Genomic DNA, 23,971 nt, shown 5'->3' with positions numbered 1-23,971 from the left:
AAAATTAGAGTTTTAAAAAAAGCGTATTCTTTTGAATACGCTTTTTTTACTTTATCTATATTCTGGGTTTTCAAAACTCCAACGTTCTCCATCATCCCAATCTTCTCTAGAATTACCATAACTTGGATATCCCTTGTTACTTTTTAATAATGATGCTAGATGTAATAAATTATAAGTCATAAAGGTGGTATTTCTATTTGTGAAATCGCTTGTATGACCAACAGGATTTTCTAATTTTTTATTTTTCCATTCTATATCGCCATAACTTGGTCCAGGACCAACTTCACCTATCCAGCCAGCATCCGCTTGCGGTGGAATAGAATAGCCTACATGTTGTAAAGAATATAAAATGCCCATAGCACAATGTTTAACTCCATCTTCATTTCCTGTTATTATACAACCACCAACTTTTCCATAAAACAAATACTGACCTTTATCATTTGTATTACCACTCATAGCATACAATCTTTCTATTAATTTTTGAGCTTCAGAAGATTTTTCTCCTAACCAAATTGGCGTGCCTACAATTAAAATATCAGCATCAATTATTTTATTAAATAATATAGGCCAATCATCTTTACTCCATCCATACTCAGTCATATCAGGATAAACACCGCTAGCTACTTCATAATCGATAAATCTAATTTCTTCAAAATCTACTTTTTCTTTTTTTAAAATGTCTTTAGAAACTTGCATTAATAAAGAGGTGTGACTTTTGGCAGGAGATTTCTTTAAAGTACAATTAACATATATAACTTTTAAATTACTAAAGTTAGGTTTTTTCATAATAGAAGTATTTATTAGATTAATTAAATGAATTATTTCTAATATAAAGAAAATTAAATAGTTATGATTTTAAATTAACTTTTTTAACAAGAACAAAAAGCCTCAATACAAAATATGTATTGAGGCTTTTTATTATTATAAGTATGTAATTACTTAACGTCCATTAATTCTACATCAAAGATAAGTGTAGCATTTGGAGGAATTACTCCACCAGCACCTGCAGCACCGTAAGCTAAATTAGACGGAATTACAAAACGAGCTTTATCGCCAACTTGTAATAACTGAATTCCTTCATCCCAACCAGCAATAACTTGACCAACACCAACATTAAAATCGATTGGTTGTTTTCTTTTATAAGAAGAATCAAAAACAGTTCCGTCTAATAATTGTCCTTTATAATGTACAGAAACTCCAGCTCCTTTTGTTGCCTTTTTTCCTTCACCTTTTTGTAAAATTTGGTAACGTAAACCACTTTTAGTTTCATCATAACCAGCAGCAACACTGTCTAAAAGCTCTTTTTGTTTTGCTTTTTCTTCTGCTTCTCTTTTTTCTCTTGCACCCTCAAAAGTTCTAAAAGCTTCTACAGCATTAAAAGCTTCAGCTTCTGCACCAACTCTAACAATTTCTAAAGAAGTTAATTCATCTCCTTGCGCAACAGCATCTACAACATCTTGCCCTTCTATTACAGAACCAAATACAGTGTGTTTACCATCTAACCAAGGTGTTGGTACATGAGTGATGTAAAATTGAGAACCATTGGTTGCAGGTCCAGAATTTGCCATAGCTAATTTTCCTGGTGCATCATGTTTTAAATCTGGGTGAAATTCATCATCAAATTTATAACCAGGGTTACCTGTTCCTGTTCCTAAAGGACAACCACCTTGAATCATAAAATCAGGAATAACTCTATGAAATTTTAAACCATTATAATAAGGTGTACCTTGCTCTTTTACTTCATTCTCTAAATTTCCTTCTGCCAAAGCAACAAAATTACCTACAGTACCAGGAGTTTTTTCGTGTTCTAATTGTACTAAAATTTCACCTTTTGATGTAGTGAATTTTGCATAGATTCCGTTATTCATTTCTTATTATTTAATTATTTTACTTTATTATTATTTACAGTTTAAACTGTATTTATTTTTTTGAATTTAAGATTGATAATCCGTAGGAAATACCAACATTTACGTTTGTAGAATTCACATTACCAAATGGAGACCACATTTGACCGCCAGATACTTGAAATGAAAAGTCTTTTGAAGCATGATAATTAAGACCAATAGTTGGTCTAATTAAAACACCTTCACCAGAATCTACACCACCACCTCCGGCAACACCACCAGCTGCTTCTAAGAATAGTGAAAAATTATTATTTAAAAATTTATTAGATTTTATACCAAGGCCAAAAATTCCGTGAGCATATCCACCAGCACCTCCTAAATAAGCAAATGAAGCTTCACCAGCCACATAAAAACGTTTGTTGATATCATAATTAATTTTTACAGCTAGTAACTGTAAATCATTATCTTGTCTATCAAGAATTGCAACATCATAATAGGTCTGATTTTGAAATCCTATTTGAATACCTTGAGTTTTAATAGATTTAATTTTTTCTGAAGAATAAGGATCTTTAATACCACCACTTAATCCGTAATATTTTAAGCTAAAACCTGCTGTGTAAGCTTCAAAAGTTCCGCCAACAGATCTATGATAACCACCGTGAAGACTTACGCCAATCTTTTTTGAGATTTTAAAATCTGCACCTACACTTGGATACATTGTTAAACCTCCTTCTGGAAAAACTCTACCACCTGCAGCTCCAATACCAACTTTGGCAAATAAATTTACATATTTTGTTTGCACAAAATTTTTACCCAAACCTATAAAAACATCCATAAAACCAGCTCTTAAACCACCATACATAGCATCTAGATGCGCATATACAAAAGAACTTTCTGTTAAATAACGTTGATATTCGAAACCTATTAGACTTAATGTTTGTGTAATAGGAGTAGTGTTGTTAAAGTTTCCGAAACCATCATTTCTAGTTGATCCAACAGGAAATAAGTAATCAAATGTAATTTGTTGTACACTTTTTACAGCTGGTTTTTGCCAAAAAGAATCACTAAAAGTATTTTCTACTTCAAATCTTTCTTGCGCATCTTTGTAAGAAGCAGCTCTAACTGTTGTAGGTATTTCTACAAAAAAAGAAATATTATCTCCTTTTTGAATACCTGTAAAGAAGTTTACATTACCATACTGTAAACCAAAAGCAAACTTATCTGTTTTGTATTGCAAGCCAATATTTGGGTAAATAATTCCGCCACCGTTTACTAAACTTCTAAATCCGCCACCACCACCAAAGTGAATATTTGCATCAAAATATAAATTTTTATAAATTTTCTTATTAACCCCAAGATTTACACCCAAAGTAAATAATCCGCCTTGATCGCCATAAACGGCACCATGAAAACCTGCACCAGTGTAAAGCCAATCAGTTAAAGGAATATTATAGTTTAACCCGAATAAACCCATTGTTGGGTCTAATTTATATGTAGTACCATCACCATAATTATATGTAATATCTGGTTGGTCTATTAATATATAATTTAAACGAATACTGTTTTTTAACTCTTTCCCCTTTAAATCATTGATACTATAATTTTGCGAATAGGTTTTAAAGGTGAACAATAAGATTAGCAGTAATACAATTTTCTTCATAAACTAATTTTTGAATTCACTTGTAAAATGTAATTTAACTGTTGGGTATTTACTCTGTGTCATTTGAATTGTGAATTCAGAATCTGCTAAAAACACCAATTGACCTTGCTTGTCTTTTGCTAAATAACGCTGTTTAACTCTTTTGAACTCTTTAAATTCATCATTCTTAGGGTTTTCTGGTTCAACCCAACATGCTTTATGAACTTGTAAATTCTCATAGGTACATTTTGCACCATATTCGTGTTCTAATCTATATTGAATAACTTCGTATTGTAATGCACCTACAGTACCAATTACCCTACGACCATTCATGTCTAACGTAAATAATTGAGCAACACCTTCATCCATTAACTGATCTAAACCTTTGTATAATTGTTTAGATTTCATTGGGTCTGCGTTATTAACATAACGGAAATGTTCTGGAGAAAAACTAGGTATTCCTTTAAAGTTTAATTGTTCTCCTTCAGTTAATGTATCTCCAATTTTAAAATTACCAGTATCGTGAATACCAACAATATCACCAGGAAAAGATTCTTCTACAATTTCTTTTCTTTCTGCAAAGAATGCATTCGGGCTAGAAAATTTTACTTTTTTACCATTTCTAACATGTAAATAAGGAGAGTTTCTTTTGAAGGTTCCTGATACAATTTTAATAAACGCAAGTCTATCTCTATGCTTAGGATCCATGTTTGCATGAATTTTAAAGACAAACCCAGTAAGTTTTGTTTCTTTAGAATCTACCAAACGTTCTTCTGCTTTTTTAGGTTGTGGTGCCGGTGCAATTTCTATAAAAGCATCTAATAATTCTTTTACACCAAAATTGTTTAAAGCAGATCCAAAAAATACAGGTTGTAAAGCACCATTTAGGTATTCATCTCTATCAAATTCTGGATACACCTCGCTTATCAATTCTATTTCTTCACGCAAGGTTTCTGCTGCAGTTTCACCAACTATGTTATCTAGTTCTGGGTTTGATAAATCATCAAACTCAACACCTTCGGATATAGAAGTTTTATTGTCTCCAGAAAAAAGATTAATTTTTTTCTCCCAAATATTGTAAATCCCTTTAAAGTCATATCCCATTCCAATAGGAAAACTCATAGGAGTTACTGTTAAACCTAACTTTTGTTCTACTTCATCTAATAAATCAAAAGCATCTTTTCCTTCTCTATCCAATTTATTGATAAAAACCAACATTGGTATGCTTCTCATTCTACAAACTTCAACTAATTTCTCGGTTTGTGGTTCTACACCTTTTGCAACATCAATTACAACAATAACGCTATCTACTGCAGTTAAAGTTCTAAAAGTATCTTCGGCAAAATCTTTGTGCCCAGGCGTATCTAGTATGTTTATCTTTTTATCTTTATAAATAAAGGCCAGTACAGAGGTGGCTACAGAAATACCACGTTGGCGTTCAATCTCCATAAAATCTGAAGTTGCACCTTTTTTTATTTTATTGTTTTTAACAGCACCTGCTTCTTGTATTGCACCACCAAAAAGTAAAAGCTTTTCCGTTAATGTTGTTTTACCAGCATCTGGATGCGATATAATACCAAATGTTCTTCTACGTGCTATTTCTTCTAAAAAACTCATCTACAAAATTTGAGGTGCAAAGATAGGTTTTACAAAGAGAAATATCAATCTAAAATTTCTATTGTCATTTTAATATCTTCAACAGGCCATTCATCTACACCAACTTTTACTCTAGAAATTTTATCTAATGTGTCGAAACCAGAAATTACTTCACCAAAAACGGTATGTTCGTTGTTTAAATGATGTGCACCATTTCTATTATGTACCATGTAAAATTCAAAAGGACTCGATAATTTATTCGGATTTTTTTCCCACTGTCTTGCAGCTGCTAAAGCACCATATTTATGCTTTCGGTTACTTTTAAATTCGGGTTTAATTAAATAATTGCCGTATAATCTTCTTTGATTATGTGTATAAGTTTCATCTGAGTTACCGCCTTGAATTACAAAGTTTCTTGCTACTCGATAAATTACTGTTGTATTAAAATATTTAAGTTTTGTTAAAAAGATAAAATTAGCTCTGTGTATAGGCACATCATCGTACAAACGAAGTTTAATATTACCAAATTTGGTTTTTATGATGACTTTATTCTCTTTGTTTTGCTTGCCATATTCTGTAAAAAAAGCTTCAACATTTGTTTTGTTTAAACTATCCCAACGCTTTTCTACTTTCTTTTCTACAACTTGTTTAATGTTTGTTTTGGTTTTTTTCTTATCATTTTTAATTTCAGAATTACTGCAATTATATAGAGAAGATAAAGCGATAAAAAATATTAACTTAAAGTAAAATTTCATAGAGTAAAAGTTCATTTTAAATGTCAAATATAAATCATCAATATAAAAGAATAGAAAAATCTTATAGTTTTTAATCAATTTTTATGATTTATTGATACTTGTATTCCTTATTTTTGCAATAATGAAAGAACAAGTAATTTTAGTAGACCAAAACGATAAGCAAATAGGCTTAATGGAAAAAATAGAAGCACATGAAAAGGCATTGTTACACAGAGCTTTTTCGGTTTTTGTTTTTAATGATAACGGAGAGTTAATGCTACAACAAAGAGCAGCATCTAAATATCACTCGCCATTGTTATGGACAAATACTTGTTGTTCACATCAAAGAGAAGGAGAAAGTAACCTAGAAGCGGGTAAAAGAAGATTGCAAGAAGAAATGGGTTTTGTAACAGATATAAAAGAAGTTTTTTCTTTTATTTATAAAGCACCTTTTGATAACGGCTTAACAGAACATGAATTAGACCATGTTATGGTTGGTAAATATAACGATGCACCCAATATTAATAAAGAAGAAGTAGAAGCTTACAAATGGATGTTATTAGATGATGTTAAAAAAGACATCGAAGAAAATCCTACGAATTATACAGAGTGGTTTAAAATTATTTTTGATAAATCTTACGAAAAACTAACAAATGCCTAAAGTTACAGTTCATAGAAAAGCACATTTTAACGCTGCACATAGATTGTACAGAAAAGATTGGAGCGACGATAAAAACTTCGAAGTTTTTAGTAAATGCAGTAATCCTAATTTTCATGGTCATAATTACGAGTTAATTGTTTCTTTAACTGGTGAAATTGATAAAGAAACTGGTTATGTTTATGATTTAGGAATTTTAAGAAATCATATAAAATCTGAAATTGAAGACTGTTTCGATCACAAAAATTTAAATTTAGAAGTACCAGAATTTAAAGAATTAAATCCTACAGCAGAAAACATTTGTGTTGTTACCTACAATAAGTTAAGAAAGTTATTACCAACTAATTTAGATTTAAAAATTACGTTGTACGAAACCCCAAGAAACTTTGTAAGTTATTCCGGAGAATAACAGCGTACATAACTTTACTTTTAATTCTGTAAGTTTTTTTAATAGCAGCGTCTATTAGAATTGTTAATGAATTAAACATTTATAAAATCATATATTAATTTAATAAAATGAAAAATTTTAAACTAGTAATGCTATTAAGCATTATTACAATATTTATTGCTTGCGAAAATCTTTTTGAATACAGTGTGTATGAAGCAGGAGTAAATAGTTCAGAAAAAAATACAACAGCAAAAAACTTAAAACTTTTAGCAGAATTAGAGCAAAATAATCAAGATTTTAAATTCGCATTTGTTACAGATGTTCATTATTTCTATAATAACTTAAGATCTGTAGTAGAAGATATCAATAATAGAGAAGATATTGCTTTTGTTGTTTTTGGTGGTGATATTGCAGATCAAGCACTTTTAAAAGAGTTTGAAATTTTTTATGATATCATGAAAAATTTAAATAAACCTTATTTTACTGTAATTGGTAATCATGATTATAACTCTAAAGGAGCATTGATTTACAAAGAAATGTTTGGAGATTACAATTACTCTTTCGAATTTAATAATAACAAGTTTGTAATGTTTGACGACATTATTTGGGAAAGTAATAAAGATCCTGATTTTGAATGGTTGTCTAACGAGTTAAGCGATAATGCAAATTACAACCAAGTATTTTCTTTTTCTCATATTCCTATTGTTGTTAGTAATGATTTACCAGACGAAATGAAAAACCAGTACAATACTATTTTAAAACAAAATAATGTTGCGCTTTCTGTGCATGGCCATACACACGGATATTTTTATGAAGAAGGTGATGTAAACTATTTAGTAATTCCGGCACTTAAAAAACCAGAATACGGAATTATAAGCGTACAACAAGACAGTTTTGATATTGAACTTATAGAATTAAAGTAACATGAAAATTAAACAATTATTTACGGCAGTAATGCTGATAATGTTTGTTGGTAAAACAATAGCACAAGAAGAAAAAACGGTTAAAAATAAATCTTGGTATGTACCAGATTATGTTAAAGCGCAATTTGCAGGTAATATTGGTATGATTTCTTTAGGTGCAGGTTATCAGTTATTTGATAAAGTTTTGTATTCAGAATTATTATATGGTTATGTGCCAGAATCCGTTTCTAAAGCAGACAGAATTCATTTATTAACAATCAAAAACACGTTTCCTATTTATAGAAAAAAAATAAGCGAAAACTTAACAATTACACCAATTGCAGGTTTTGCTTTATCATATGAAATTGGTACAAATTCGTTTACCTCTCTGCCTAGTATTTATCCTGAAGATTATTACGTGCCAAACGCATTTCATTTTACACTTTTTGGTGGCGGATTAGTACATCAAGAATTTAAGAATAAGAGAATATTTAGTGGAGCAGATTTTTATGCAGAAGTTGGTACTGTAGAAACCTATTTATGGTACGCCATAACTTCTAAAGAAGTTTCCTTTGGTGATGCTTTTAGTGCAAGTATTGGTGTAAATTTCTATTTATAAAATACATTTAAAATAAAAAAAACCTTGTTTACATTTAGTAAACAAGGTTTTTTTTTGATTTATTTTTTAGGATATTTTTCTCTAATTTTTTCTAAGGATAAATTATGGATACTTCCAACATGCGAATGTTGTTTTCCTAAATCTGGTTTGTAAGTTCCTTCTTGAACTTGACCGCCAATTTTTTGATAAGCTTCTCTAAAAGACATGCCTTCTACTACCAAATTATTAATAGAATCTACGGTAAATAAATATTGATACTTTTCGTCATTTAAATCGATATCTTTTACAATTACTTGTTGTATCGCATAATTAAAAATGTCTAAAATATCTTTTACATCTTCAAAAGCAGCAATAATATTTTCTTTTAATAATTGAAAATCTCTATGATAACCTGTTGGTAAATTATTTGTAATCAATAACATTTCTGAATGTAAAGCCTGAATTTTATTACATTTTCCACGGATCAATTCAAAAACATCAGGATTTTTTTTGTGAGGCATAATGCTGCTTCCTGTAGTTAATTCATCAGGAAAAGTGATAAATCCAAAATTCTGACTCATATACAAACAAACATCCATCGCAAAACGAGCCATTGTATTACACAATCCGCCCAAAGCAGCAGCAATAGAACGTTCACTTTTACCACGACTTAATTGCGCAGCTACAACATTATATTTTAATGTTGCAAAATCTAATTCTTTAGTAGTTAGCTCTCTATCTATTGGAAAAGAAGAACCATAACCAGCAGCAGAACCTAAAGGATTTTGATCTACAACTTTAGAAACTGCATTTAAAACGTAAACATCATCAATTAATAACTCTGCATAAGCAGAAAACCACAACCCAAAAGATGATGGCATTGCAACTTGTAAATGCGTATAACCAGGTAATAATAACTCTTTATGTGTATCAGCTAAATTTAATAACGTATCAAAAAGAGCTTTTACTTTATCATTTACAATGGCTAAATTTTCTTTATAGTATAAGTGTAAGGCCACTAAAACTTGATCGTTTCTAGAACGAGCTGTATGAATTTTTTTACCGATTTCACCTAGTTTATTGGTTAATTCCCATTCGATTTTAGAATGAACATCTTCAAAAGAAGGTTCTATCACAAATGTTCCGTTTTCTATATCTGTTGCCAGTTCTTCTAAACCTTTTTTAAGGTCTTTTAATTCATCCGTAGAAATAATTCCTATAGATTCTAGCATTATTGCGTGGGCCAAAGAAGCTTGTACATCATATTTTGCAATATGAATGTCAATTTCTCTATCATTACCAACTGTAAAATTTTCTATTTGTTTGTCTATTGAAAACCCTTTATCCCAAAGTTTCATAATTTTTATTTTTTGATGTCATAGTGAATGTTTTGAAGCAATCTTATCATTAATGAAGAGATAACTTCGTCATATTTCTTCGTAATGACGATTATATAATTTTAAACAATTACATTATTTAGTAATTCGATATAAATCTGTATTCCTTCTTCAATTTCTGCAACATATATAAATTCATTTGCAGAGTGAGAACGCGTGCTATCGCCAGGACCTAATTTTAAAGATTGGCAACTTAACACAGATTGATCTGATAGGGTAGGAGAACCATAAGTTTCTCTTCCCATTGCTATACCTGCTTTTACTAAATCGTGATTTAAAGATATAGAAGATGAATTTAATCGTAAACTTCTTGGTTTTATCTCTGTACAAGGAGATTGGCTTTGTAAAATATCTGCAATTTCTTGATTTGAATACGCATCGTTTACACGAACATCTATAACTAAATCTACATGTGCAGGAACAACATTGTGTTGTTTACCTGCATTTATTTGAGTTACTGTCATTTTTACATCGCCTAAAGCATCCGAAGATTTCTCGAATTTAAACTCTTTAAACCACTGTAAAACTTCTATTGTATTGTAAATTGAATTGTTATTATTTGGATGAGCTGCATGACTTGGTGTACCTTTTACTACTGCATCAAAAACTACCAATCCTTTTTCTGCCACTGCTAAATTCATTAATGTTGGTTCACCAACAATAGCAACATCTATATGCGGTATTATTGGCAACATACTATTTAATCCGTTTGGTCCAGAGCTTTCTTCTTCTGCAGACGCAACAATAACTAAATTATATTTTAAATTTTCTAAAGCGTAATATTTTGTAAAAGTTGCTATTAAAGAAACCAAACAACCGCCAGCATCGTTAGCACCTAAACCAAATAATTTACCATCTTTTACAAAAGCTTTAAAAGGGTCGTTTGTGTATGCCGAGTTTGGCTTTACAGTATCGTGATGCGAGTTTAATAGTAATGTAGGTTTGCTATCATCAAAATGTTTATTGGTTGCCCAAACATTATTTTTTGTTCTTTTAAAAGGAATTTCAAACTCTTTAAACCAATTTTCTATTAGAGTTGCTGTTTGGTCTTCTTCGGATGAAAATGATTGTGTTTCAATCAGATTTTTTAAAAGTGATATTGCTTTTTCTGTTAATTTTTCAATAGAAATCATTATAAAGTTATAGTTGTGAAGTTGTTGTTTTCTTTAGTGAACATGGCTGTATTGCCAATATGAACTTTTTGGACACCATTTTGTAAAGCATCAAAACAATTGTCTAATTTCGGAATCATTCCGTCTGAGATAATTCCGTTTTTTAGTAAATTTTGATATGTTTCAGTATCGATATTTTTTATTACTGATTCTTTATCAGAAAAATCTTGTAAAACACCATTCAATTCAAAACAATAGTAAATAGATGTATTATAGATTTTGCTCATCCCAACACCAATTGTACTTGCAATTGTATCTGCATTTGTGTTTAATAATTGTCCATTTCCATCGTGCGTAATTGCACAAAATACAGGTGTAAAATCGGCTTTAATTAATTTATCTATAGAATTAGAGGCTATTTCTTTAACATCACCAACATAACCAAAATCTATTTCTTTGATAGGTCTTTTATCAGATTTAACACTATTAATATCTGCACCAGTTAAACCAATTGCATCTACTTGTAAAGCTTGTAGCTTTGCAACAATGTTTTTATTAACTAAGCCACCATAAACCATAGTAATAACTTCTAAAGTTTCGGCATCAGTAATTCGTCTACCATCAATCATTTTAGAAGTTATTCCTAATTTAGACGCAACACTTGTAGCACGTTTACCACCACCATGAACTAAAATTTTATTCCCTTCTAAATTGGAAAAAAGTTTTAAGAAAGCAGCCAAAGATGTTTCATCTTCGATAATATTTCCTCCAATTTTTATGATTGATAGTTTTTCTTTAAGCATTTTCTAGAATTTTTTTCAAAACTAATTGCGCTGCATATGTTCTGTTGTTAGCTTGTTCTATTACCAAAGAAGCATCAGAATCTAACACAGCATCTTCTACAACAACATTTCTTCTAACAGGTAGACAATGCATAAACTTTGCATTACCAATTTTATCTTTAGTAATGGTCCAATTATTTTCTACATCTAAAACCTCGCCATAAGATTCATAAGAACTCCAGTTTTTTGTGTATACAAAATCGGCGTCTTTAAATGCTTCTTCTTGGTTGTGATAAACAGGAGTGTTTTTAGTAATTTCTTTACTTAAATTGTATCCTTTAGGATTTGCAATTACAAAATTAACATCCATTTTATGCATTGCTTGCGTAAAACTATTTGCAACTGCATGTGGTAAAGCCTTAATATGTGGCGCCCAACTTAAGACTACTTTGGGTTTCTTTTTAGTTGAAAATTCTGCAATAGTAATTGCATCTGTTAAACCTTGTAGCGGATGACCAGTTGCACTTTCCATACTAACAATTGGTACAGAAGCGAATTCTACAAAAGACTTTAAAATTTGTTCAGATTCATCTTTTTCTTTATCTGTTAAACTCGGAAAAGCTCTTACCGCAATAATATCGCAATATTGAGAAACAACAGCTGCAGCTTCTTTAATGTGTTCTGCAGTGCTACCATTCATAATTGTACCGTCTCCAAACTCAATTCCCCAAGCATCGCCAGAAACGTTCATTACAATCGGATCCATTCCTAAATTTAAAGCTGCTTTTTGCGTGCTTAAACGTGTACGTAAACTAGAATTAAAAAATAATAAACCTAAAGTTTTATTTTTACCTAAATCTTTATTTTTTAAGGGATTTGCCTTTATTTCTTGGGCTTCTTTTATCCAAGAATTTATATTTTCAATATCATCGATAGAAGTATAATTTAGCATGATAATTCTATTTTTAAAGCATTAAAAAATGCGTTAACGTGTTCTTTTTTAATTGTTAAAGGTGGCAATATTCTTAATAAATTAGGGTTTTTTGCGCTACCTGTAAATATCTGTTGATTAAAAATTAATTTCTTACGCAGTTCAGCAATCGGAAAATCAAACTCTAAACCAAGCATCAAACCACGACCTTTAATATTTTTAATTTCAGAGATTTCTTTTGCTTTTTCTAAAAAATAAGCAGAGATTTCTTTGACGTTTTTCATTAAGTTTTCTTCTTCTATAACTTCTAAAACAGTTAAAGAAGCAACCGATGCTAAATGGTTTCCGCCAAAAGTTGTACCCAATAAACCATAAGAAGCTTTAATGTTTTTATGAATTAAAATACCACCTATAGGAAAGCCGTTTCCCATACCTTTTGCAATTGAAATAATATCTGGTGTTACATTGTATTTTTGAAAAGCAAAAAAGTCTCCTGTTCTTCCAAAGCCAGATTGTACTTCATCAGCAATAAAACAAGTATTGTATTTTTTACATAAAAGATCTACGCCTTCATAAAAATCGGTATTACTTTCATCTAAACCACCAACACCTTGTATACATTCTATAATTACTGCACAAACATCGTTTTTAGCTAATGCTTTTTCTAAGGCAACTAAATCGCCTAATTCTAAAATTTCTACCTCTTGTTGTGCGTTAATTGGTGCTATAATTTTTGCGTTGTCTGTTGCTGCAACTGCAGCAGAAGTTCTACCGTGAAATCCGTTTTTAAATGCAATAACTTTTTTCTTTTGGTTATGAAAAGAGGCTAGTTTCAAAGCATTTTCATTAGCCTCTGCACCAGAATTACATAAAAATAATTCATAATCTTTGCAACTAGAAAACGAAACTAATTTTTCTGCTAATGCCTTTTGTAACGGGTTCTGAATCGAGTTGCTATAAAAACCTAATTTAGAAACTTGTTCTGATATTGCCGCTACATATTTTGGGTGCGAATGCCCAATAGATATTACTGCATGACCACCGTATAAATCTAAATATTTTGTATTGTTTTCATCAAAAACATATACATCTTTAGCTTTTACAGGAGTGATGTCGAATAATGGATATACATTAAATAAACTCATATTTGTTCTTTTTTAATGTTATTAATTTTGTTAAAAGAAGCAACCATACCTTGTATTAAAGAAGAGCTCAAACCCTTATGTTCCATTTCATTTAAACCTTCTATAGTACAACCTTTTGGTGTTGTAACTCTGTCAATTTCTTCTTCTGGATGATTGCCGTTAGTTATTAATAAATTTGCAGCGCCTTCACTAGTAAACATTGCCAATTCTTGCGCTTCTTTTGCATCAAAACCTAACTGAATAGCAGCTTGAGTTGTTGCTCTAATTAGACGCATCCAAAAAGCGATTCCGCTAGCACAAACCACGGTTGCAGCTTGCATTTGACTTTCTGGAATACTTAAAGAATGTCCTAGCCGATTAAAAATAGCTTCTGCAATTTTAATACGTTTTTCACCTTGTGGGTTGCTACACATACACGTCATAGATTTACCAACTGCAATAGCCGTATTTGGCATTGCACGAATTATAAATTTATCAGCACCAATTTCTTCTTCTATTTGCGGAATTAAAAAACCAGTTATTGTAGAAATAACTACATGTTTTTCTGTTAAATAAGGTTTTATATCTCTTAAAATTCTTTCAAAATGTGCAGGTTGAACTGCAAAAATTAAAATATCAGAATTTTTTACAGCGGTAATATTGTCTGTAGTTAAAAAAACGTTTGTGTATCCTTCAAACTCTGCAATACCATCAATATTTCTTTTTGTAAGGTATAAAGAAGTAATTGCATTGTTGGTAATTAAACCTTTTGCAATAGATTTTCCTAAATTTCCTGTACCTATAATTGCTATTTTCATTTTTATTTTTTTTGGGCGTTACCTAAAGGTCGCGCTTTCCGTTATATCTTTTTTTGCCATATGTGGCAACAAAAAAAGGATGCCACTTCAATCGCTAACGCGGGCTTTGGCTTCTTAAAAATAATTTGCTTTTAAATTTAAACCCAACGTTTCTTCAAAGCCATACATTAAGTTTAGGTTCTGTATGGCTGCACCAGATGCACCTTTTAATAAATTATCAATTGTACTTGTAATTAATAATTTGTTGCCATGTTTTTCTAGTTGTACCAAGCATTTATTTGTGTTTACAACTTGTTTCATAAAAATACTTTCATCAGAAACAATTGTAAAAGCAGCGTCTTTATAATATTCTTTATAAATTGTTTTCGCTTCTTCTAAAGTGCCATCAAATTTTGTATATGTTGTTGCAAAAATTCCTCTAGAAAAATCGCCTCTATTTGGCATAAAGTTAATTTCACTATTAAAATCTGCTTGCAATTGTTTAACTGTCTGATTTATTTCGCCTAAATGTTGGTGATTAAAAGCTTTATAATGCGAAAAATTATTGTCTCGCCATGTAAAATGAGTAGTTGCAGATAAAGAAGTACCTGCACCAGTTGCACCTGTTACAGCATTAATATGAACATCATTTTTTAGCAATCCGTTTGCAGCTAAAGGTAAAATTGCTAGTTGTAAGGCTGTTGCAAAACAACCAGGGTTTGCAATGTATTTAGCAGATTTTATTGCTTCTTTTTGCAATTCTGGTAATCCGTATACAAACTCTTTACCTTCAAAGTTTTTATCAGCAGTTAGTCTAAAATCATTACTTAAATCAATAATTTTTGTAGTGTCAGAAAAACTATTTTTTTGTAAAAAAGAAGTTGAATTTCCATGTCCTAAACATAAAAATAAAACATCAACATTAGTATTAACTTCACTAGAAAAACTAATATCTGTAGAACCTACCAAATCTTGATGAACTTTATATAATTTGTTACCAGCATTAGAAGTACTGTATACAAAGTTTATGTTTGTCTTTGGGTGATTTAATAATAATCGAATCAATTCTCCTGCAGTATAACCTGCGCCACCAATAATTCCTACTTCTAACATAATTAAGAATTTACTTGTTTGTATATTTTATTCTGATTCCCAATAATTTTTATAAAACCTTTTGCGTCATCGGCTGTCCAAGCTTTATTTTCTTCACCATAAGTACTAAAAGCACTAGACATTAAATCATGGTTAGATACTATTCCGTCTAAAGTAAAATGATATGGTTTTAAAGAAACCATCACATTACCAGAAACCATTTTTTGCGAACTTTGTAAAAAAGCTTCCGTATCTCTCATTACAGGATCTAAATATTGCCCTTCGTGTAAATGCATTCCGTAAAAACTAGATAAATACTCTTTGTGTTGTAACTGCCATTTTGTAAGCGTGTGTTTTTCTAACAAGTGATGCGCTTTCACAGTAATTAATGCAGCGGCAGCTTCAAAACCAACTCTACCTTTAGTACCCACAATTGTATCACCAACATGAATATCTCTACCAATTGCATATTTAGAAGCAATTTCGTTTAGATTTTCAATATTTATCTCAGGCTTATTTTCTTGTCCGTTTAAAGCAACAAATTCACCATTTTTAAAAGTTAGCGTTACTTTTTCTTCTCCTTCTTTTTCTAATTGAGAAGGATATGCTTCACTTGGTAAAGGTTTTTCAGATTTTAAAGTTTCTACACCACCAACACTTGTTCCCCAAAGGCCTTTATTAACAGAATACTTAGATTTCTCCCAATTCATGTCAATTCCTTCAGATTTTAGATAATCTATTTCTTCTTGTCTAGATAATTTTTGATCTCTAATAGGTGTAATAATTTTAATGTTTGGCGCTAAAGTTTGAAAAATCATGTCAAATCTAACTTGATCATTACCCGCACCAGTGCTACCGTGTGCAATATATTCTGCATCTATGCTTTTTGCATATTCTATAATTTCTATTGCCTGAATAATTCTTTCTGCACTAACAGAAAGTGGATACGTGGCATTTTTTAGAACATTACCAAAAATTAAATACTTAACTACTTTATTGTAAAAAGTAGCTACTGCATCTATATTTTTATAGGTTGTAACACCCATTTTATAAGCGTTACTTTCTATATTTTTAATTTCTTCGGATGTAAAACCACCTGTGTTTACACTTACAGCATGTACATCATAATCTTTAGATAAACTTACAGCACAATAAGAAGTATCTAAACCACCACTATATGCAATTACTAATTTTTTCATTTTTTATCTTTTTTTAAAAACAAGTTTTGTTTTATATGTTTTAATCTTTTAAAAACGTTTTCTTTAACCTCTTTTGTGGCTTCTTTATTATTGTTTTTTGGATCAAATAACATTCCTGTACACAAGCACATTTTTCTATCAGTTCTTGTTAAAACATCAAAATTTCTGCATGTTTGGCAACCATCCCAAAAGCTTTGGTCGTCTGTTAATTCAGAAAAAGTTACTGGTTTATAACCTAAATCGCTATTTAATTTCATTACAGCTAAACCTGTTGTAATACTAAATACTTTAGCATCTGGAAATTTGGTTCTAGAATGCTTAAAAATTACAAGTTTAATTTTTTTAGCTAAACCAATATTTCTATAATCTGGGTGCACTATAAGACCAGAGTTGGCAACAAATTTACCATGACCCCATTGTTCTATATAACAAAAACCGGCAAACATACCACCATCTAAAGCAATAACAGCGTTGCCATTTTCCATTTTTTTGGCAACGTATTCTGGCTTTCTTTTGGCAATACCAGTTCCTCTTACTTGAGCAGCATCTTCTATTGTCTTACAAATAATATCTGCGTAAATTATATGTGATTTATTAGCAATTACAATTTCCATTGTATTGATATTTAAAATTTAAATGTATTTGATATTTGTTTTTGAATGCAGAATTGGACTCACCTAATTCCATAACTTACTAAACACCCAAAGGGCGAGGTGAGAAAAAGCGGCGTACAGAAATACAATTACTATAAATTGTAATTATTTGGTTTTGTAGGCTTTGTAAGTTTTGTGTGTGAAACATGATTATAAAAAAATAAAAATTATGGTACTCTCTTCTTGTTGCTAAAAAAGATATTAGCGATTAGTATTGCGTCGTCGCAATCTGGGAACCATTGTATTTATTTTATTTTCTGTTATAAACATGTGGTAAAAGTATAGTATTTTTTAAATACAGAAATAAAAAAAGAAAAGAATTTTTAATTTTTATCAATTTATTAAAATATACCCATATCAATTCATAATTATTAATTTTTCTATACATAAAGTCATCTCTAATTACATATTATAACTAATTAAAACTCAGTTATCATTTAGATTATTAGTTAAAAGAGGTAGAATTTTTATTTTTTTTACAATTCATCATACAAATTTTACAGTTCGGTATTGTTTAGTTTTAAAAACTGTACTTGTGTTGCATCTTTGAACCATAATTAATAACAAAAACCACACAACATGAAAACTTTAGTATCTTTTTTAGTAATCGCAATGTTAACATTAACAAATGATTTAATTGCGCAAAACAAAACAATAACTGCAACTGTAGTAAATGTAACTTCAGATTCTGGTAAAGTAGGATTTGCGCTGTATGACAAATCTAACTTTAGATTAAAACCAATAAAAGCATCAGCATCTAAAATTATAGACGGTAAAAGTGTCGTTGTTTTTAAAGATGTAATCGCTGGAGATTATGCAATTATTTGTTACCATGACAGAAATGACAACGATAAAATGGACTTTAGATCTAACGGAATGCCATTAGAAGATTACGGTGCCTCTAATAATATTATGAGTTTTGGACCTCCAAATTTTGAAGATTCTAAATTTACAGTTTCTGATAAAGATGTATCTTTAGAGATAAAATTTTAAGAATTTATTTATAAAATTAAATAGTAAAAATGTTTGCAACCAACTCGAATTTATTTAAAGAATTAAGAAAAGATTTGTTAATTTCTTTAAAGCTAGCTTTAATTTTAGGAGTAGTATTTATACTGATAAATCAACAGTTTACAGTAAAAGGAATGGCTCTAACATTTTTAATATCTGCTATGTATTCTTTTACATTGGGTTTAGGAAACGGAATTTTAAACGAATTCTTAAACAAAAAATGGGATTGGGTTACCGAAACTAATAGTAGAGTTTGGGCAGGTGTTGTAGCAACATTTATTTATACTGTTATTGCAGTTTTAATTATTCATTATGTGCAATACATTTTAATATTTGGTTACAAATTCGAAGATTTTTTTAAAGGATTTTTAATTTGGGTTCATTTATTTGCCATCGTTTTTTCTCTTGGAGTAGCCGTTTTTTTTCATGCAAAGGGTTTTATGATCAACTGGAAAAAGGCAATGACCAAAGAAAGTACGCAACAACAAATTGTGGCTAAAACAGAAACTGCAAAGTTTGAATCTCTTAAAAATCAGTTAGATCCTCATTTTTTATTCAATAGTTTAAACGTTTTAACGAGTTTAATTGGAGAAAACCCTAATCAAGCAGAAAAATTTACAACCAAACTTTCTAAAGTTTATAGGTACGTTTTAGAACAAAGAAATAAAGATTTAGTACCAATTACCGAAGAATTAAATTTTGCAAAAACCTACATGCAATTATTAGGTATGCGTTTTGAAGATGCTGTAAAATTTAATATACCAGATCTGGTAAGTAACAACGATCTTAAAATTGTGCCATTATCACTTCAATTATTATTAGAAAATGCAGTAAAACACAACGTGGTTTCATCTTCAAAACCTTTAGAAATATCAATTTACGAAGAAGATAATTATTTAATCATAGAAAACAACATCAATCCTAAAGAAGCAATAGGTAAAAGCACCAAAGTTGGGCTGCAAAATATTGCAGATAGATACGGATTAATCACTCAGAAAGGAGTGAAAATAGAAAACAATAACAAAACTTTTAAGGTGAGCTTGCCTCTCTTATATAAAATAAATGACATTATGTTTACAGACGATTTAGAAAATAGCAAATATGTAAAAGCAGTAGAAAAAGTAGAAAAATTAAAAGAATTTTATCAGAATTTAGCTTCTTACTGTATTGTAATTCCTTTTTTAATATTTATCAATTTAAGATTTTCTCCAGGATTTCACTGGTTTTGGTTTCCAATTTTTGGTTGGGGAATGGGCTTAATTTTTCATTTCTTAGAAGTTAATAATTACAATATTTTCTTAGGAAATAATTGGGAAGACAGAAAAATTAAAGAGATAATGGATAAAGAAAATCAACAAAAAAATTACAGATAATGAAAACGAATTATACAGAAGAACAAAACTATATTTTAGCAAAAAAGAAGGTTGAAAGGTTAAGTAAGTTTTACAAGCATTTAGCAGTTTACATCGTAGTTAATACTTTTTTAAGTGCAATTTTTATTGTTGGTGATATAAATGATGGTAGTACTTTTACACAAGCAGTGTTTTACAATAGCAACTATAAAATTTGGTTGTTTTGGGGAATAGGAATCGCTTTTCAAGCCATAAATACATTTGGTTTAAATATCTTTTTTACAAATGATTGGGAAAAAAGAAAGATAGATAAATTTATGAACGAACAAAATTATAGACAATAAAATGGAGGCAAATTATACACAAGAACAAAAACTTTTTGTTGCTAAAAAAAGGGTAAAAAAGATCAAAGGTTTCTATTCTCACTTAACCGTTTACTGCATTGTAATACCAACTTTAATTTTTATAAATTTAAAATTCGATCCTAGTTTTCATTGGTTTTGGTTTTCTTTATGCGGTTGGGGTATTGGTCTTTTCTCTCATTGGTTTGCGGTTTTTGGCTTGAACTTATTAGGTTTTGGAGAAAATTGGGAAGAAAAGAAAATTAAAGAATTAATGAATAATAATTAAAACTATTATGGAAAAAGATTTTAGAAAAGAACAGCAATATATTAAAGCAAAAAAAAGAGTAAAAGCCATTAAAGGTTTCTACATTCATTTAATAGTTTTTGTGTTGGTAAATATTTTTATTAGCGGAATTGTTATTTTTGGTTTAATGCAAAATGGATATAATTTTAAAGAAGCATTAACTAATTTTGGCACCTATTCTACATGGTTATTTTGGGGAATCGGTATGTTTTTTCATTGGTTAGGTGTATTCGGATTTAATTCTATTGGTTTTGGCTCTAATTGGGAAGAAAAAAAAATTAATGAGATTTTAGACAGACAAAACGATAGAGACAACAAAAGGTAATTATGAAAAATGCAGATAAATACAAATATGCAAAAGCAAGAAAGAAAGTAGAAAACATTAAAAAGTTTTACAAACATGTAGTTACTTATCTAATAGTAAATTTATTTTTAACATTTGTTTGGAAATTTTCGTTTAAAATATTTGGAAACTTTATATTGAGCAATCAATATGATAGTGACGGATTTATACACATTCCGTTTTGGTTAATTTGGGGAATCTTCTTAATATTTGATGCATTTAGAACTTATGATGTGATTACTATTTTTGGTAAAGATTGGGAAGAAAGAAAAATGAAAGAGTTTATGAAATAAAACATTTCATTCATAAAAAGTAAAAAAGAAAACAATTTCTATGAACGTATTAATAATTGAAGATGAAAAACCTGCTGCAAGAAGATTAAACAGAATGTTAGCAGAATTAGATATAGAAGTACAACAAATGCTACATTCTGTAGAAGAATCTTTGAGTTGGTTACAAAACAATGCTCACCCAGATTTAATATTTTTAGATATTCAATTATCAGATGGTTTGTCTTTTGAAATCTTTGAAGAAATAGAAGTAAAGTCTGCAATAATTTTTACAACGGCTTATGATGAATATGCTTTAAAAGCATTTAAATTAAATAGTATAGATTATTTGTTAAAACCTTTAGATGAAGATGAATTAAAGGTTGCTGTAAATAAATTTAAAGAAAACCAACCAAAGCAATCAGATGTTCAAGTAAACTTAGATGATATCCGTAAACTTTTGGTAAATCCTGTCGATCGTAAATTTAAAAAACGAATATCAATCAAAGTTGGGCAACATATTAAAATTATTAATATTGATGAAGTTGAATGTTTTTATAGCGAAAATAAAGCTACATATATTCATACATCAGAGAATAGAAATTATTTATTAGATGGCTCTTTAGAAAACTGGCAAGAACAACTAGATCCAGAAAAGTTTTTTAGAGTAAACCGTACTTTTATTATCAATATAAATTCGATTAAAGATATCATTGCCTATTCTAATTCACGCTTAAAATTGATTTTAAATACATATCAAGATTCAGAAATTATTGTAAGTAGAGAGCGTGTAAAAGATTTTAAAAATTGGATTGAATGATAATTAAAAAAATCACCCAAATTAGTAGCAACTAAATCTTTTAAAAATTGCATAAATGAATCATAAAATATTTGAACCTCAAGAGAATTTAAAAGAATGGGTAAAGTGTTATTGGACATTAGAAAGTGATTTTGAAAATACCCCGAAAAAAAACACCATAATTCCAGACGGAACAATGAAACTGATATTTCATTATGGTGATACTTATAAGCATCATTTTGATAATAATACTAGCTCAATTTTACCAAAATGTTTTTTAATAGGTCAGCTTACCAAACCATATATTGTAGAACCTTTGGGAGTTACGGGTTCTTTTGTGGTAAGATTTCAACCTAATGGTTTTTTACCTTTTTGTAAATTATCAATAAAAAGTATTCAAAACACTGCCATTCCATTAGAAAAGTTATTTGGTTTAGAAGGTAAACTGTTAGGAGATGAAATTTTAAATGCAAACTCTACAGACGAAAGAATTGAATGCATAGAAGCATTTTTAATTAATAAATTGAAGCATAAATACACCATCGATTCAATTGTAAAATCAACTATTGATACTATTTTAGCAGTAAATGGTCAACATTCTGTTGATACATTATCGAAACAAAATAATACTAGTAGAAGACAATTAACTCGTAAATTTTCATCAACAATAGGTCTAAGCCCAAAACAACTTTCTAAAACTGTTAGAATTCAACATGCTTTAAAGTCAATGTTAAATAATAAAGTTACTAGTCTAACGGATTTGGCTTATGAAAACGAATATTTTGACCAAGCACATTTTATCAAAGACTTTAAAGAATTTACAGGATTAACTCCTAAAGAATTTTATGGTGACAATTTAAAAATGTCTTTAATTTTTGATCAAAAAAGTTAACATGTCCCATTTTTACAATTTTAAGATTTCATCTTAGCGCATCTTTGTATTGCAATTAAGCAACAAAATAATTAAAACAAATAAAAGATGAAAAATGTAAATCCTGTAAATTGGTTCGATATTCATGTATCAAATTTAAAAAATGCTAAAGAGTTTTATGAAACGGTATTTAATATAAAATTGGTAGATTTTCCTGTAGAATTTGGTAAACAAGCTGGTTTTCCTTTTGATCCAAAAGGGCTTAATATTACCGGTGCGTTAGTAGAAAGAGAAAATTTTGTAAAATGTAATAACAATACAATTATTTATTTTGAATCTAAAGATTGTATAACAGAAGAACGTTTGGTAGAAAAAGCAGGCGGTAAAACTATCCGTTCTAAAATGTCTATTGGAGAATTTGGTTTTGTTTCGATTCTAGAGGATATTGATGGTAATTCAATTGGATTACATTCTATGGAATAGTAAATGTAATTTTTAAGTATATAATTTATTTCTTGCTATTTTTCGGTTCAAAATTCACAAGTTTTTATTTTTATTTTTTTGAATTTAATTATATGTTTGTCCTGATAAAAACTCAAAAAATTGTAATTATGAAAAAAGTATTATTGGCTGTTGCTATCTTAGTAGCAGGGTTAACAGCAAATGCCCAAGAAGTAAATTTTGGTGCAAAAGCAGGTGTGAATTTTGCGAATGTAAGTGGTGAAGATGTTGAAGACAATATAACAAGAACATCATTTAATGTTGGTGCTGTTGTAGAATTTGAAATCACAGATAAATTTTCTATTCAACCAGAATTAATTTATTCTGCACAAGGAGCTAAATTAGAAGAGGAAAGTGATATAGATTTAACTTTAAAGTTAGATTATTTAAACGTACCTGTGATAGCTAAATTTTATGCCGCAGAAGGTTTTAGCTTAGAATTTGGTCCTCAAGTAGGTTTTTTATTGTCTGCAAAAGCAAAAGCAAAAATTGGTGGAGATTCAGGTGAAACAGATATTAAAGATGAATTTGAAACTGTAGATTTTGGTTTAAATTTTGGTGCTGGTTATAAATTAGACAGCGGTTTAAATTTTAGTGCTCGTTACAACTTAGGCTTATCTAATGTTGCAAAAGAATCTGAAAGTAGCGTAAAGAATTCTGTATTTCAAATTTCTGTAGGTTATTTCTTTTAAACTAAAAAAAAATATACAAATTATAAAAAAGGAAGCTTA

Annotated in this window: 28 protein-coding genes; 14 read left to right on the top strand and 14 right to left on the bottom strand. The window is 29.6% G+C overall.

From position 1 onward, the window contains the following. Nucleotides 1-51 precede the first annotated feature (51 nt). The 5 genes from B5464_RS00550 to B5464_RS00530 form a co-directional block, all read right to left on the bottom strand. Nucleotides 52-786: a flavodoxin family protein gene (locus tag B5464_RS00550; RefSeq protein WP_079736761.1), complete on the bottom strand. Its 735-nt coding sequence runs from the start codon at nucleotides 784-786 to the stop codon at nucleotides 52-54. Nucleotides 787-935: 149 nt separating this feature from the next. Continuing rightward, nucleotides 936-1,868, bottom strand: coding sequence for a peptidylprolyl isomerase (locus tag B5464_RS00545; RefSeq protein ID WP_079736760.1), 933 nt, complete (start codon nucleotides 1,866-1,868; stop codon nucleotides 936-938). Nucleotides 1,869-1,920: 52 nt separating this feature from the next. Then, a complete protein-coding gene (locus B5464_RS00540) occupies nucleotides 1,921-3,504 on the bottom strand; it encodes a hypothetical protein (RefSeq protein WP_079736759.1) in 1,584 nt (527 codons plus the stop codon). A gap of 3 nt (nucleotides 3,505-3,507) precedes the next feature. After that, nucleotides 3,508-5,100 (bottom strand): peptide chain release factor 3, encoded by a 1,593-nt coding sequence (locus B5464_RS00535; RefSeq protein WP_079736758.1) that lies wholly within the window; start codon nucleotides 5,098-5,100, stop codon nucleotides 3,508-3,510. A 44-nt stretch (nucleotides 5,101-5,144) separates the two neighbouring features. Continuing rightward, complete coding sequence (locus tag B5464_RS00530; RefSeq protein WP_079736757.1) at nucleotides 5,145-5,834, bottom strand: peptidylprolyl isomerase; 690 nt, start codon at nucleotides 5,832-5,834, stop codon at nucleotides 5,145-5,147. Nucleotides 5,835-5,955: 121 nt separating this feature from the next. On the opposite strand from B5464_RS00530, the gene idi reads away from it, so the two are divergent. The 4 genes from idi to B5464_RS00510 all read left to right on the top strand — a co-directional run bounded on the left by idi (nucleotide 5,956) and on the right by B5464_RS00510 (nucleotide 8,380). Continuing rightward, nucleotides 5,956-6,474 (top strand): isopentenyl-diphosphate Delta-isomerase, encoded by a 519-nt coding sequence (idi, locus tag B5464_RS00525; RefSeq protein WP_079736756.1) that lies wholly within the window; start codon nucleotides 5,956-5,958, stop codon nucleotides 6,472-6,474. After that, a complete protein-coding gene (locus B5464_RS00520; RefSeq protein ID WP_077809499.1) occupies nucleotides 6,467-6,880 on the top strand; it encodes a 6-carboxytetrahydropterin synthase in 414 nt (137 codons plus the stop codon). Before idi ends, B5464_RS00520 begins: the two co-directional genes overlap by 8 nt. Nucleotides 6,881-6,987: 107 nt before the next feature. Beyond that, nucleotides 6,988-7,782, top strand: coding sequence for a metallophosphoesterase (locus B5464_RS00515; RefSeq protein ID WP_079736755.1), 795 nt, complete (start codon nucleotides 6,988-6,990; stop codon nucleotides 7,780-7,782). Between the two features lies 1 nt (nucleotide 7,783). Next, nucleotides 7,784-8,380: a hypothetical protein gene (locus B5464_RS00510; RefSeq protein ID WP_079736754.1), complete on the top strand. Its 597-nt coding sequence runs from the start codon at nucleotides 7,784-7,786 to the stop codon at nucleotides 8,378-8,380. Between the two features lie 59 nt (nucleotides 8,381-8,439). On the opposite strand, the gene argH is transcribed toward B5464_RS00510, so the two are convergent. From argH to B5464_RS00465, 9 genes are all read right to left on the bottom strand, one after another. Continuing rightward, nucleotides 8,440-9,717 carry an argininosuccinate lyase gene (gene argH, locus B5464_RS00505; RefSeq protein WP_079736753.1) on the bottom strand — a complete coding sequence of 426 codons (1,278 nt, stop codon included), beginning with the start codon at nucleotides 9,715-9,717 and terminating at the stop codon, nucleotides 8,440-8,442. 101 nt (nucleotides 9,718-9,818) lie between these two features. Then, a complete protein-coding gene (locus B5464_RS00500; RefSeq protein WP_172830835.1) occupies nucleotides 9,819-10,889 on the bottom strand; it encodes a M20 family metallo-hydrolase in 1,071 nt (356 codons plus the stop codon). Then, nucleotides 10,889-11,671, bottom strand: coding sequence for an acetylglutamate kinase (gene argB / locus B5464_RS00495; protein WP_079736752.1), 783 nt, complete (start codon nucleotides 11,669-11,671; stop codon nucleotides 10,889-10,891). Before argB ends, B5464_RS00500 begins: the two co-directional genes overlap by 1 nt. Beyond that, entirely contained in the window at nucleotides 11,664-12,602 is a 939-nt protein-coding gene (locus B5464_RS00490; protein WP_079736751.1) for an acetylornithine carbamoyltransferase, read from the bottom strand. Before B5464_RS00490 ends, argB begins: the two co-directional genes overlap by 8 nt. Further along, the gene (locus tag B5464_RS00485) at nucleotides 12,596-13,726 is read right to left on the bottom strand and encodes an aspartate aminotransferase family protein (protein WP_079736750.1); all 1,131 of its coding nucleotides are present in this window, start codon (nucleotides 13,724-13,726) and stop codon (nucleotides 12,596-12,598) included. Before B5464_RS00485 ends, B5464_RS00490 begins: the two co-directional genes overlap by 7 nt. After that, nucleotides 13,723-14,523 carry a pyrroline-5-carboxylate reductase gene (proC, locus tag B5464_RS00480; RefSeq protein ID WP_079736749.1) on the bottom strand — a complete coding sequence of 267 codons (801 nt, stop codon included), beginning with the start codon at nucleotides 14,521-14,523 and terminating at the stop codon, nucleotides 13,723-13,725. Before proC ends, B5464_RS00485 begins: the two co-directional genes overlap by 4 nt. A 114-nt stretch (nucleotides 14,524-14,637) precedes the next feature. Continuing rightward, nucleotides 14,638-15,615, bottom strand: a complete 978-nt coding sequence (argC, locus tag B5464_RS00475) for an N-acetyl-gamma-glutamyl-phosphate reductase (RefSeq protein ID WP_079736748.1) — start codon at nucleotides 15,613-15,615, stop codon at nucleotides 14,638-14,640. A gap of 2 nt (nucleotides 15,616-15,617) precedes the next feature. Further along, nucleotides 15,618-16,793 (bottom strand): argininosuccinate synthase, encoded by a 1,176-nt coding sequence (locus tag B5464_RS00470; protein WP_079736747.1) that lies wholly within the window; start codon nucleotides 16,791-16,793, stop codon nucleotides 15,618-15,620. After that, on the bottom strand, nucleotides 16,790-17,407 hold the full coding sequence (locus B5464_RS00465; RefSeq protein ID WP_077809488.1) for a GNAT family N-acetyltransferase: 618 nt from the start codon (nucleotides 17,405-17,407) through the stop codon (nucleotides 16,790-16,792). Before B5464_RS00465 ends, B5464_RS00470 begins: the two co-directional genes overlap by 4 nt. Nucleotides 17,408-18,025: 618 nt before the next feature. On the opposite strand from B5464_RS00465, the gene B5464_RS00460 reads away from it, so the two are divergent. From B5464_RS00460 to B5464_RS00415, 10 genes are all read left to right on the top strand, one after another. Continuing rightward, nucleotides 18,026-18,439 carry a DUF2141 domain-containing protein gene (locus B5464_RS00460; protein ID WP_079736746.1) on the top strand — a complete coding sequence of 138 codons (414 nt, stop codon included), beginning with the start codon at nucleotides 18,026-18,028 and terminating at the stop codon, nucleotides 18,437-18,439. Between the two features lie 29 nt (nucleotides 18,440-18,468). Then, nucleotides 18,469-19,830 carry a 2TM domain-containing protein gene (locus B5464_RS00455; protein ID WP_079736745.1) on the top strand — a complete coding sequence of 454 codons (1,362 nt, stop codon included), beginning with the start codon at nucleotides 18,469-18,471 and terminating at the stop codon, nucleotides 19,828-19,830. Beyond that, entirely contained in the window at nucleotides 19,830-20,153 is a 324-nt protein-coding gene (locus tag B5464_RS00450; protein WP_079736744.1) for a 2TM domain-containing protein, read from the top strand. Before B5464_RS00455 ends, B5464_RS00450 begins: the two co-directional genes overlap by 1 nt. A 1-nt stretch (nucleotide 20,154) precedes the next feature. Further along, complete coding sequence (locus B5464_RS00445) at nucleotides 20,155-20,439, top strand: 2TM domain-containing protein (RefSeq protein ID WP_079736743.1); 285 nt, start codon at nucleotides 20,155-20,157, stop codon at nucleotides 20,437-20,439. A gap of 7 nt (nucleotides 20,440-20,446) precedes the next feature. Then, nucleotides 20,447-20,782 carry a 2TM domain-containing protein gene (locus B5464_RS00440; RefSeq protein ID WP_077809483.1) on the top strand — a complete coding sequence of 112 codons (336 nt, stop codon included), beginning with the start codon at nucleotides 20,447-20,449 and terminating at the stop codon, nucleotides 20,780-20,782. A gap of 2 nt (nucleotides 20,783-20,784) precedes the next feature. Then, nucleotides 20,785-21,093 (top strand): 2TM domain-containing protein, encoded by a 309-nt coding sequence (locus B5464_RS00435; RefSeq protein ID WP_079736742.1) that lies wholly within the window; start codon nucleotides 20,785-20,787, stop codon nucleotides 21,091-21,093. A 40-nt stretch (nucleotides 21,094-21,133) separates the two neighbouring features. After that, nucleotides 21,134-21,889: a LytTR family DNA-binding domain-containing protein gene (locus B5464_RS00430; RefSeq protein WP_079736741.1), complete on the top strand. Its 756-nt coding sequence runs from the start codon at nucleotides 21,134-21,136 to the stop codon at nucleotides 21,887-21,889. Nucleotides 21,890-21,944: 55 nt separating this feature from the next. Next, nucleotides 21,945-22,760 (top strand): DUF6597 domain-containing transcriptional factor, encoded by an 816-nt coding sequence (locus B5464_RS00425; RefSeq protein ID WP_079736740.1) that lies wholly within the window; start codon nucleotides 21,945-21,947, stop codon nucleotides 22,758-22,760. An 87-nt stretch (nucleotides 22,761-22,847) separates the two neighbouring features. Continuing rightward, nucleotides 22,848-23,222 carry a VOC family protein gene (locus tag B5464_RS00420; RefSeq protein WP_079736739.1) on the top strand — a complete coding sequence of 125 codons (375 nt, stop codon included), beginning with the start codon at nucleotides 22,848-22,850 and terminating at the stop codon, nucleotides 23,220-23,222. Nucleotides 23,223-23,350: 128 nt separating this feature from the next. Next, the gene (locus B5464_RS00415; RefSeq protein WP_079736738.1) at nucleotides 23,351-23,932 is read left to right on the top strand and encodes a porin family protein; all 582 of its coding nucleotides are present in this window, start codon (nucleotides 23,351-23,353) and stop codon (nucleotides 23,930-23,932) included. The last annotated feature ends 39 nt before the right edge of the window (nucleotides 23,933-23,971 follow it).

The sequence above is a fragment of the Polaribacter sp. KT 15 genome (assembly GCF_900143115.1).
GTDB classification, from domain to species: Bacteria; Bacteroidota; Bacteroidia; order Flavobacteriales; family Flavobacteriaceae; genus Polaribacter; species Polaribacter marinaquae.
The sequence above is the reverse complement of the archived record's forward strand: the minus strand, read 5'-3'. Positions and strand labels throughout refer to the sequence as shown.

Coding starts and splice junctions, on each gene's coding strand:
- B5464_RS00445 (WP_079736743.1), top strand. CDS start 20,155: ATGGAGGCAAATTATACACAAGAACAAAAACTTTTTGTTGCTAAAAAA.
- B5464_RS00510 (WP_079736754.1), top strand. CDS start 7,784: ATGAAAATTAAACAATTATTTACGGCAGTAATGCTGATAATGTTTGTT.
- B5464_RS00465 (WP_077809488.1), bottom strand. CDS start 17,407: ATGGAAATTGTAATTGCTAATAAATCACATATAATTTACGCAGATATT.
- B5464_RS00490 (WP_079736751.1), bottom strand. CDS start 12,602: ATGCTAAATTATACTTCTATCGATGATATTGAAAATATAAATTCTTGG.
- B5464_RS00460 (WP_079736746.1), top strand. CDS start 18,026: ATGAAAACTTTAGTATCTTTTTTAGTAATCGCAATGTTAACATTAACA.
- B5464_RS00470 (WP_079736747.1), bottom strand. CDS start 16,793: ATGAAAAAATTAGTAATTGCATATAGTGGTGGTTTAGATACTTCTTAT.
- B5464_RS00425 (WP_079736740.1), top strand. CDS start 21,945: ATGAATCATAAAATATTTGAACCTCAAGAGAATTTAAAAGAATGGGTA.
- B5464_RS00420 (WP_079736739.1), top strand. CDS start 22,848: ATGAAAAATGTAAATCCTGTAAATTGGTTCGATATTCATGTATCAAAT.
- argH (WP_079736753.1), bottom strand. CDS start 9,717: ATGAAACTTTGGGATAAAGGGTTTTCAATAGACAAACAAATAGAAAAT.
- B5464_RS00500 (WP_172830835.1), bottom strand. CDS start 10,889: ATGATTTCTATTGAAAAATTAACAGAAAAAGCAATATCACTTTTAAAA.
- B5464_RS00550 (WP_079736761.1), bottom strand. CDS start 786: ATGAAAAAACCTAACTTTAGTAATTTAAAAGTTATATATGTTAATTGT.
- B5464_RS00440 (WP_077809483.1), top strand. CDS start 20,447: ATGGAAAAAGATTTTAGAAAAGAACAGCAATATATTAAAGCAAAAAAA.
- B5464_RS00530 (WP_079736757.1), bottom strand. CDS start 5,834: ATGAAATTTTACTTTAAGTTAATATTTTTTATCGCTTTATCTTCTCTA.
- B5464_RS00545 (WP_079736760.1), bottom strand. CDS start 1,868: ATGAATAACGGAATCTATGCAAAATTCACTACATCAAAAGGTGAAATT.
- argB (WP_079736752.1), bottom strand. CDS start 11,671: ATGCTTAAAGAAAAACTATCAATCATAAAAATTGGAGGAAATATTATC.
- B5464_RS00415 (WP_079736738.1), top strand. CDS start 23,351: ATGAAAAAAGTATTATTGGCTGTTGCTATCTTAGTAGCAGGGTTAACA.
- B5464_RS00485 (WP_079736750.1), bottom strand. CDS start 13,726: ATGAGTTTATTTAATGTATATCCATTATTCGACATCACTCCTGTAAAA.
- argC (WP_079736748.1), bottom strand. CDS start 15,615: ATGTTAGAAGTAGGAATTATTGGTGGCGCAGGTTATACTGCAGGAGAA.
- B5464_RS00520 (WP_077809499.1), top strand. CDS start 6,467: ATGCCTAAAGTTACAGTTCATAGAAAAGCACATTTTAACGCTGCACAT.
- B5464_RS00515 (WP_079736755.1), top strand. CDS start 6,988: ATGAAAAATTTTAAACTAGTAATGCTATTAAGCATTATTACAATATTT.
- idi (WP_079736756.1), top strand. CDS start 5,956: ATGAAAGAACAAGTAATTTTAGTAGACCAAAACGATAAGCAAATAGGC.
- B5464_RS00430 (WP_079736741.1), top strand. CDS start 21,134: ATGAACGTATTAATAATTGAAGATGAAAAACCTGCTGCAAGAAGATTA.
- B5464_RS00435 (WP_079736742.1), top strand. CDS start 20,785: ATGAAAAATGCAGATAAATACAAATATGCAAAAGCAAGAAAGAAAGTA.
- B5464_RS00535 (WP_079736758.1), bottom strand. CDS start 5,100: ATGAGTTTTTTAGAAGAAATAGCACGTAGAAGAACATTTGGTATTATA.
- B5464_RS00455 (WP_079736745.1), top strand. CDS start 18,469: ATGTTTGCAACCAACTCGAATTTATTTAAAGAATTAAGAAAAGATTTG.
- proC (WP_079736749.1), bottom strand. CDS start 14,523: ATGAAAATAGCAATTATAGGTACAGGAAATTTAGGAAAATCTATTGCA.
- B5464_RS00540 (WP_079736759.1), bottom strand. CDS start 3,504: ATGAAGAAAATTGTATTACTGCTAATCTTATTGTTCACCTTTAAAACC.
- B5464_RS00450 (WP_079736744.1), top strand. CDS start 19,830: ATGAAAACGAATTATACAGAAGAACAAAACTATATTTTAGCAAAAAAG.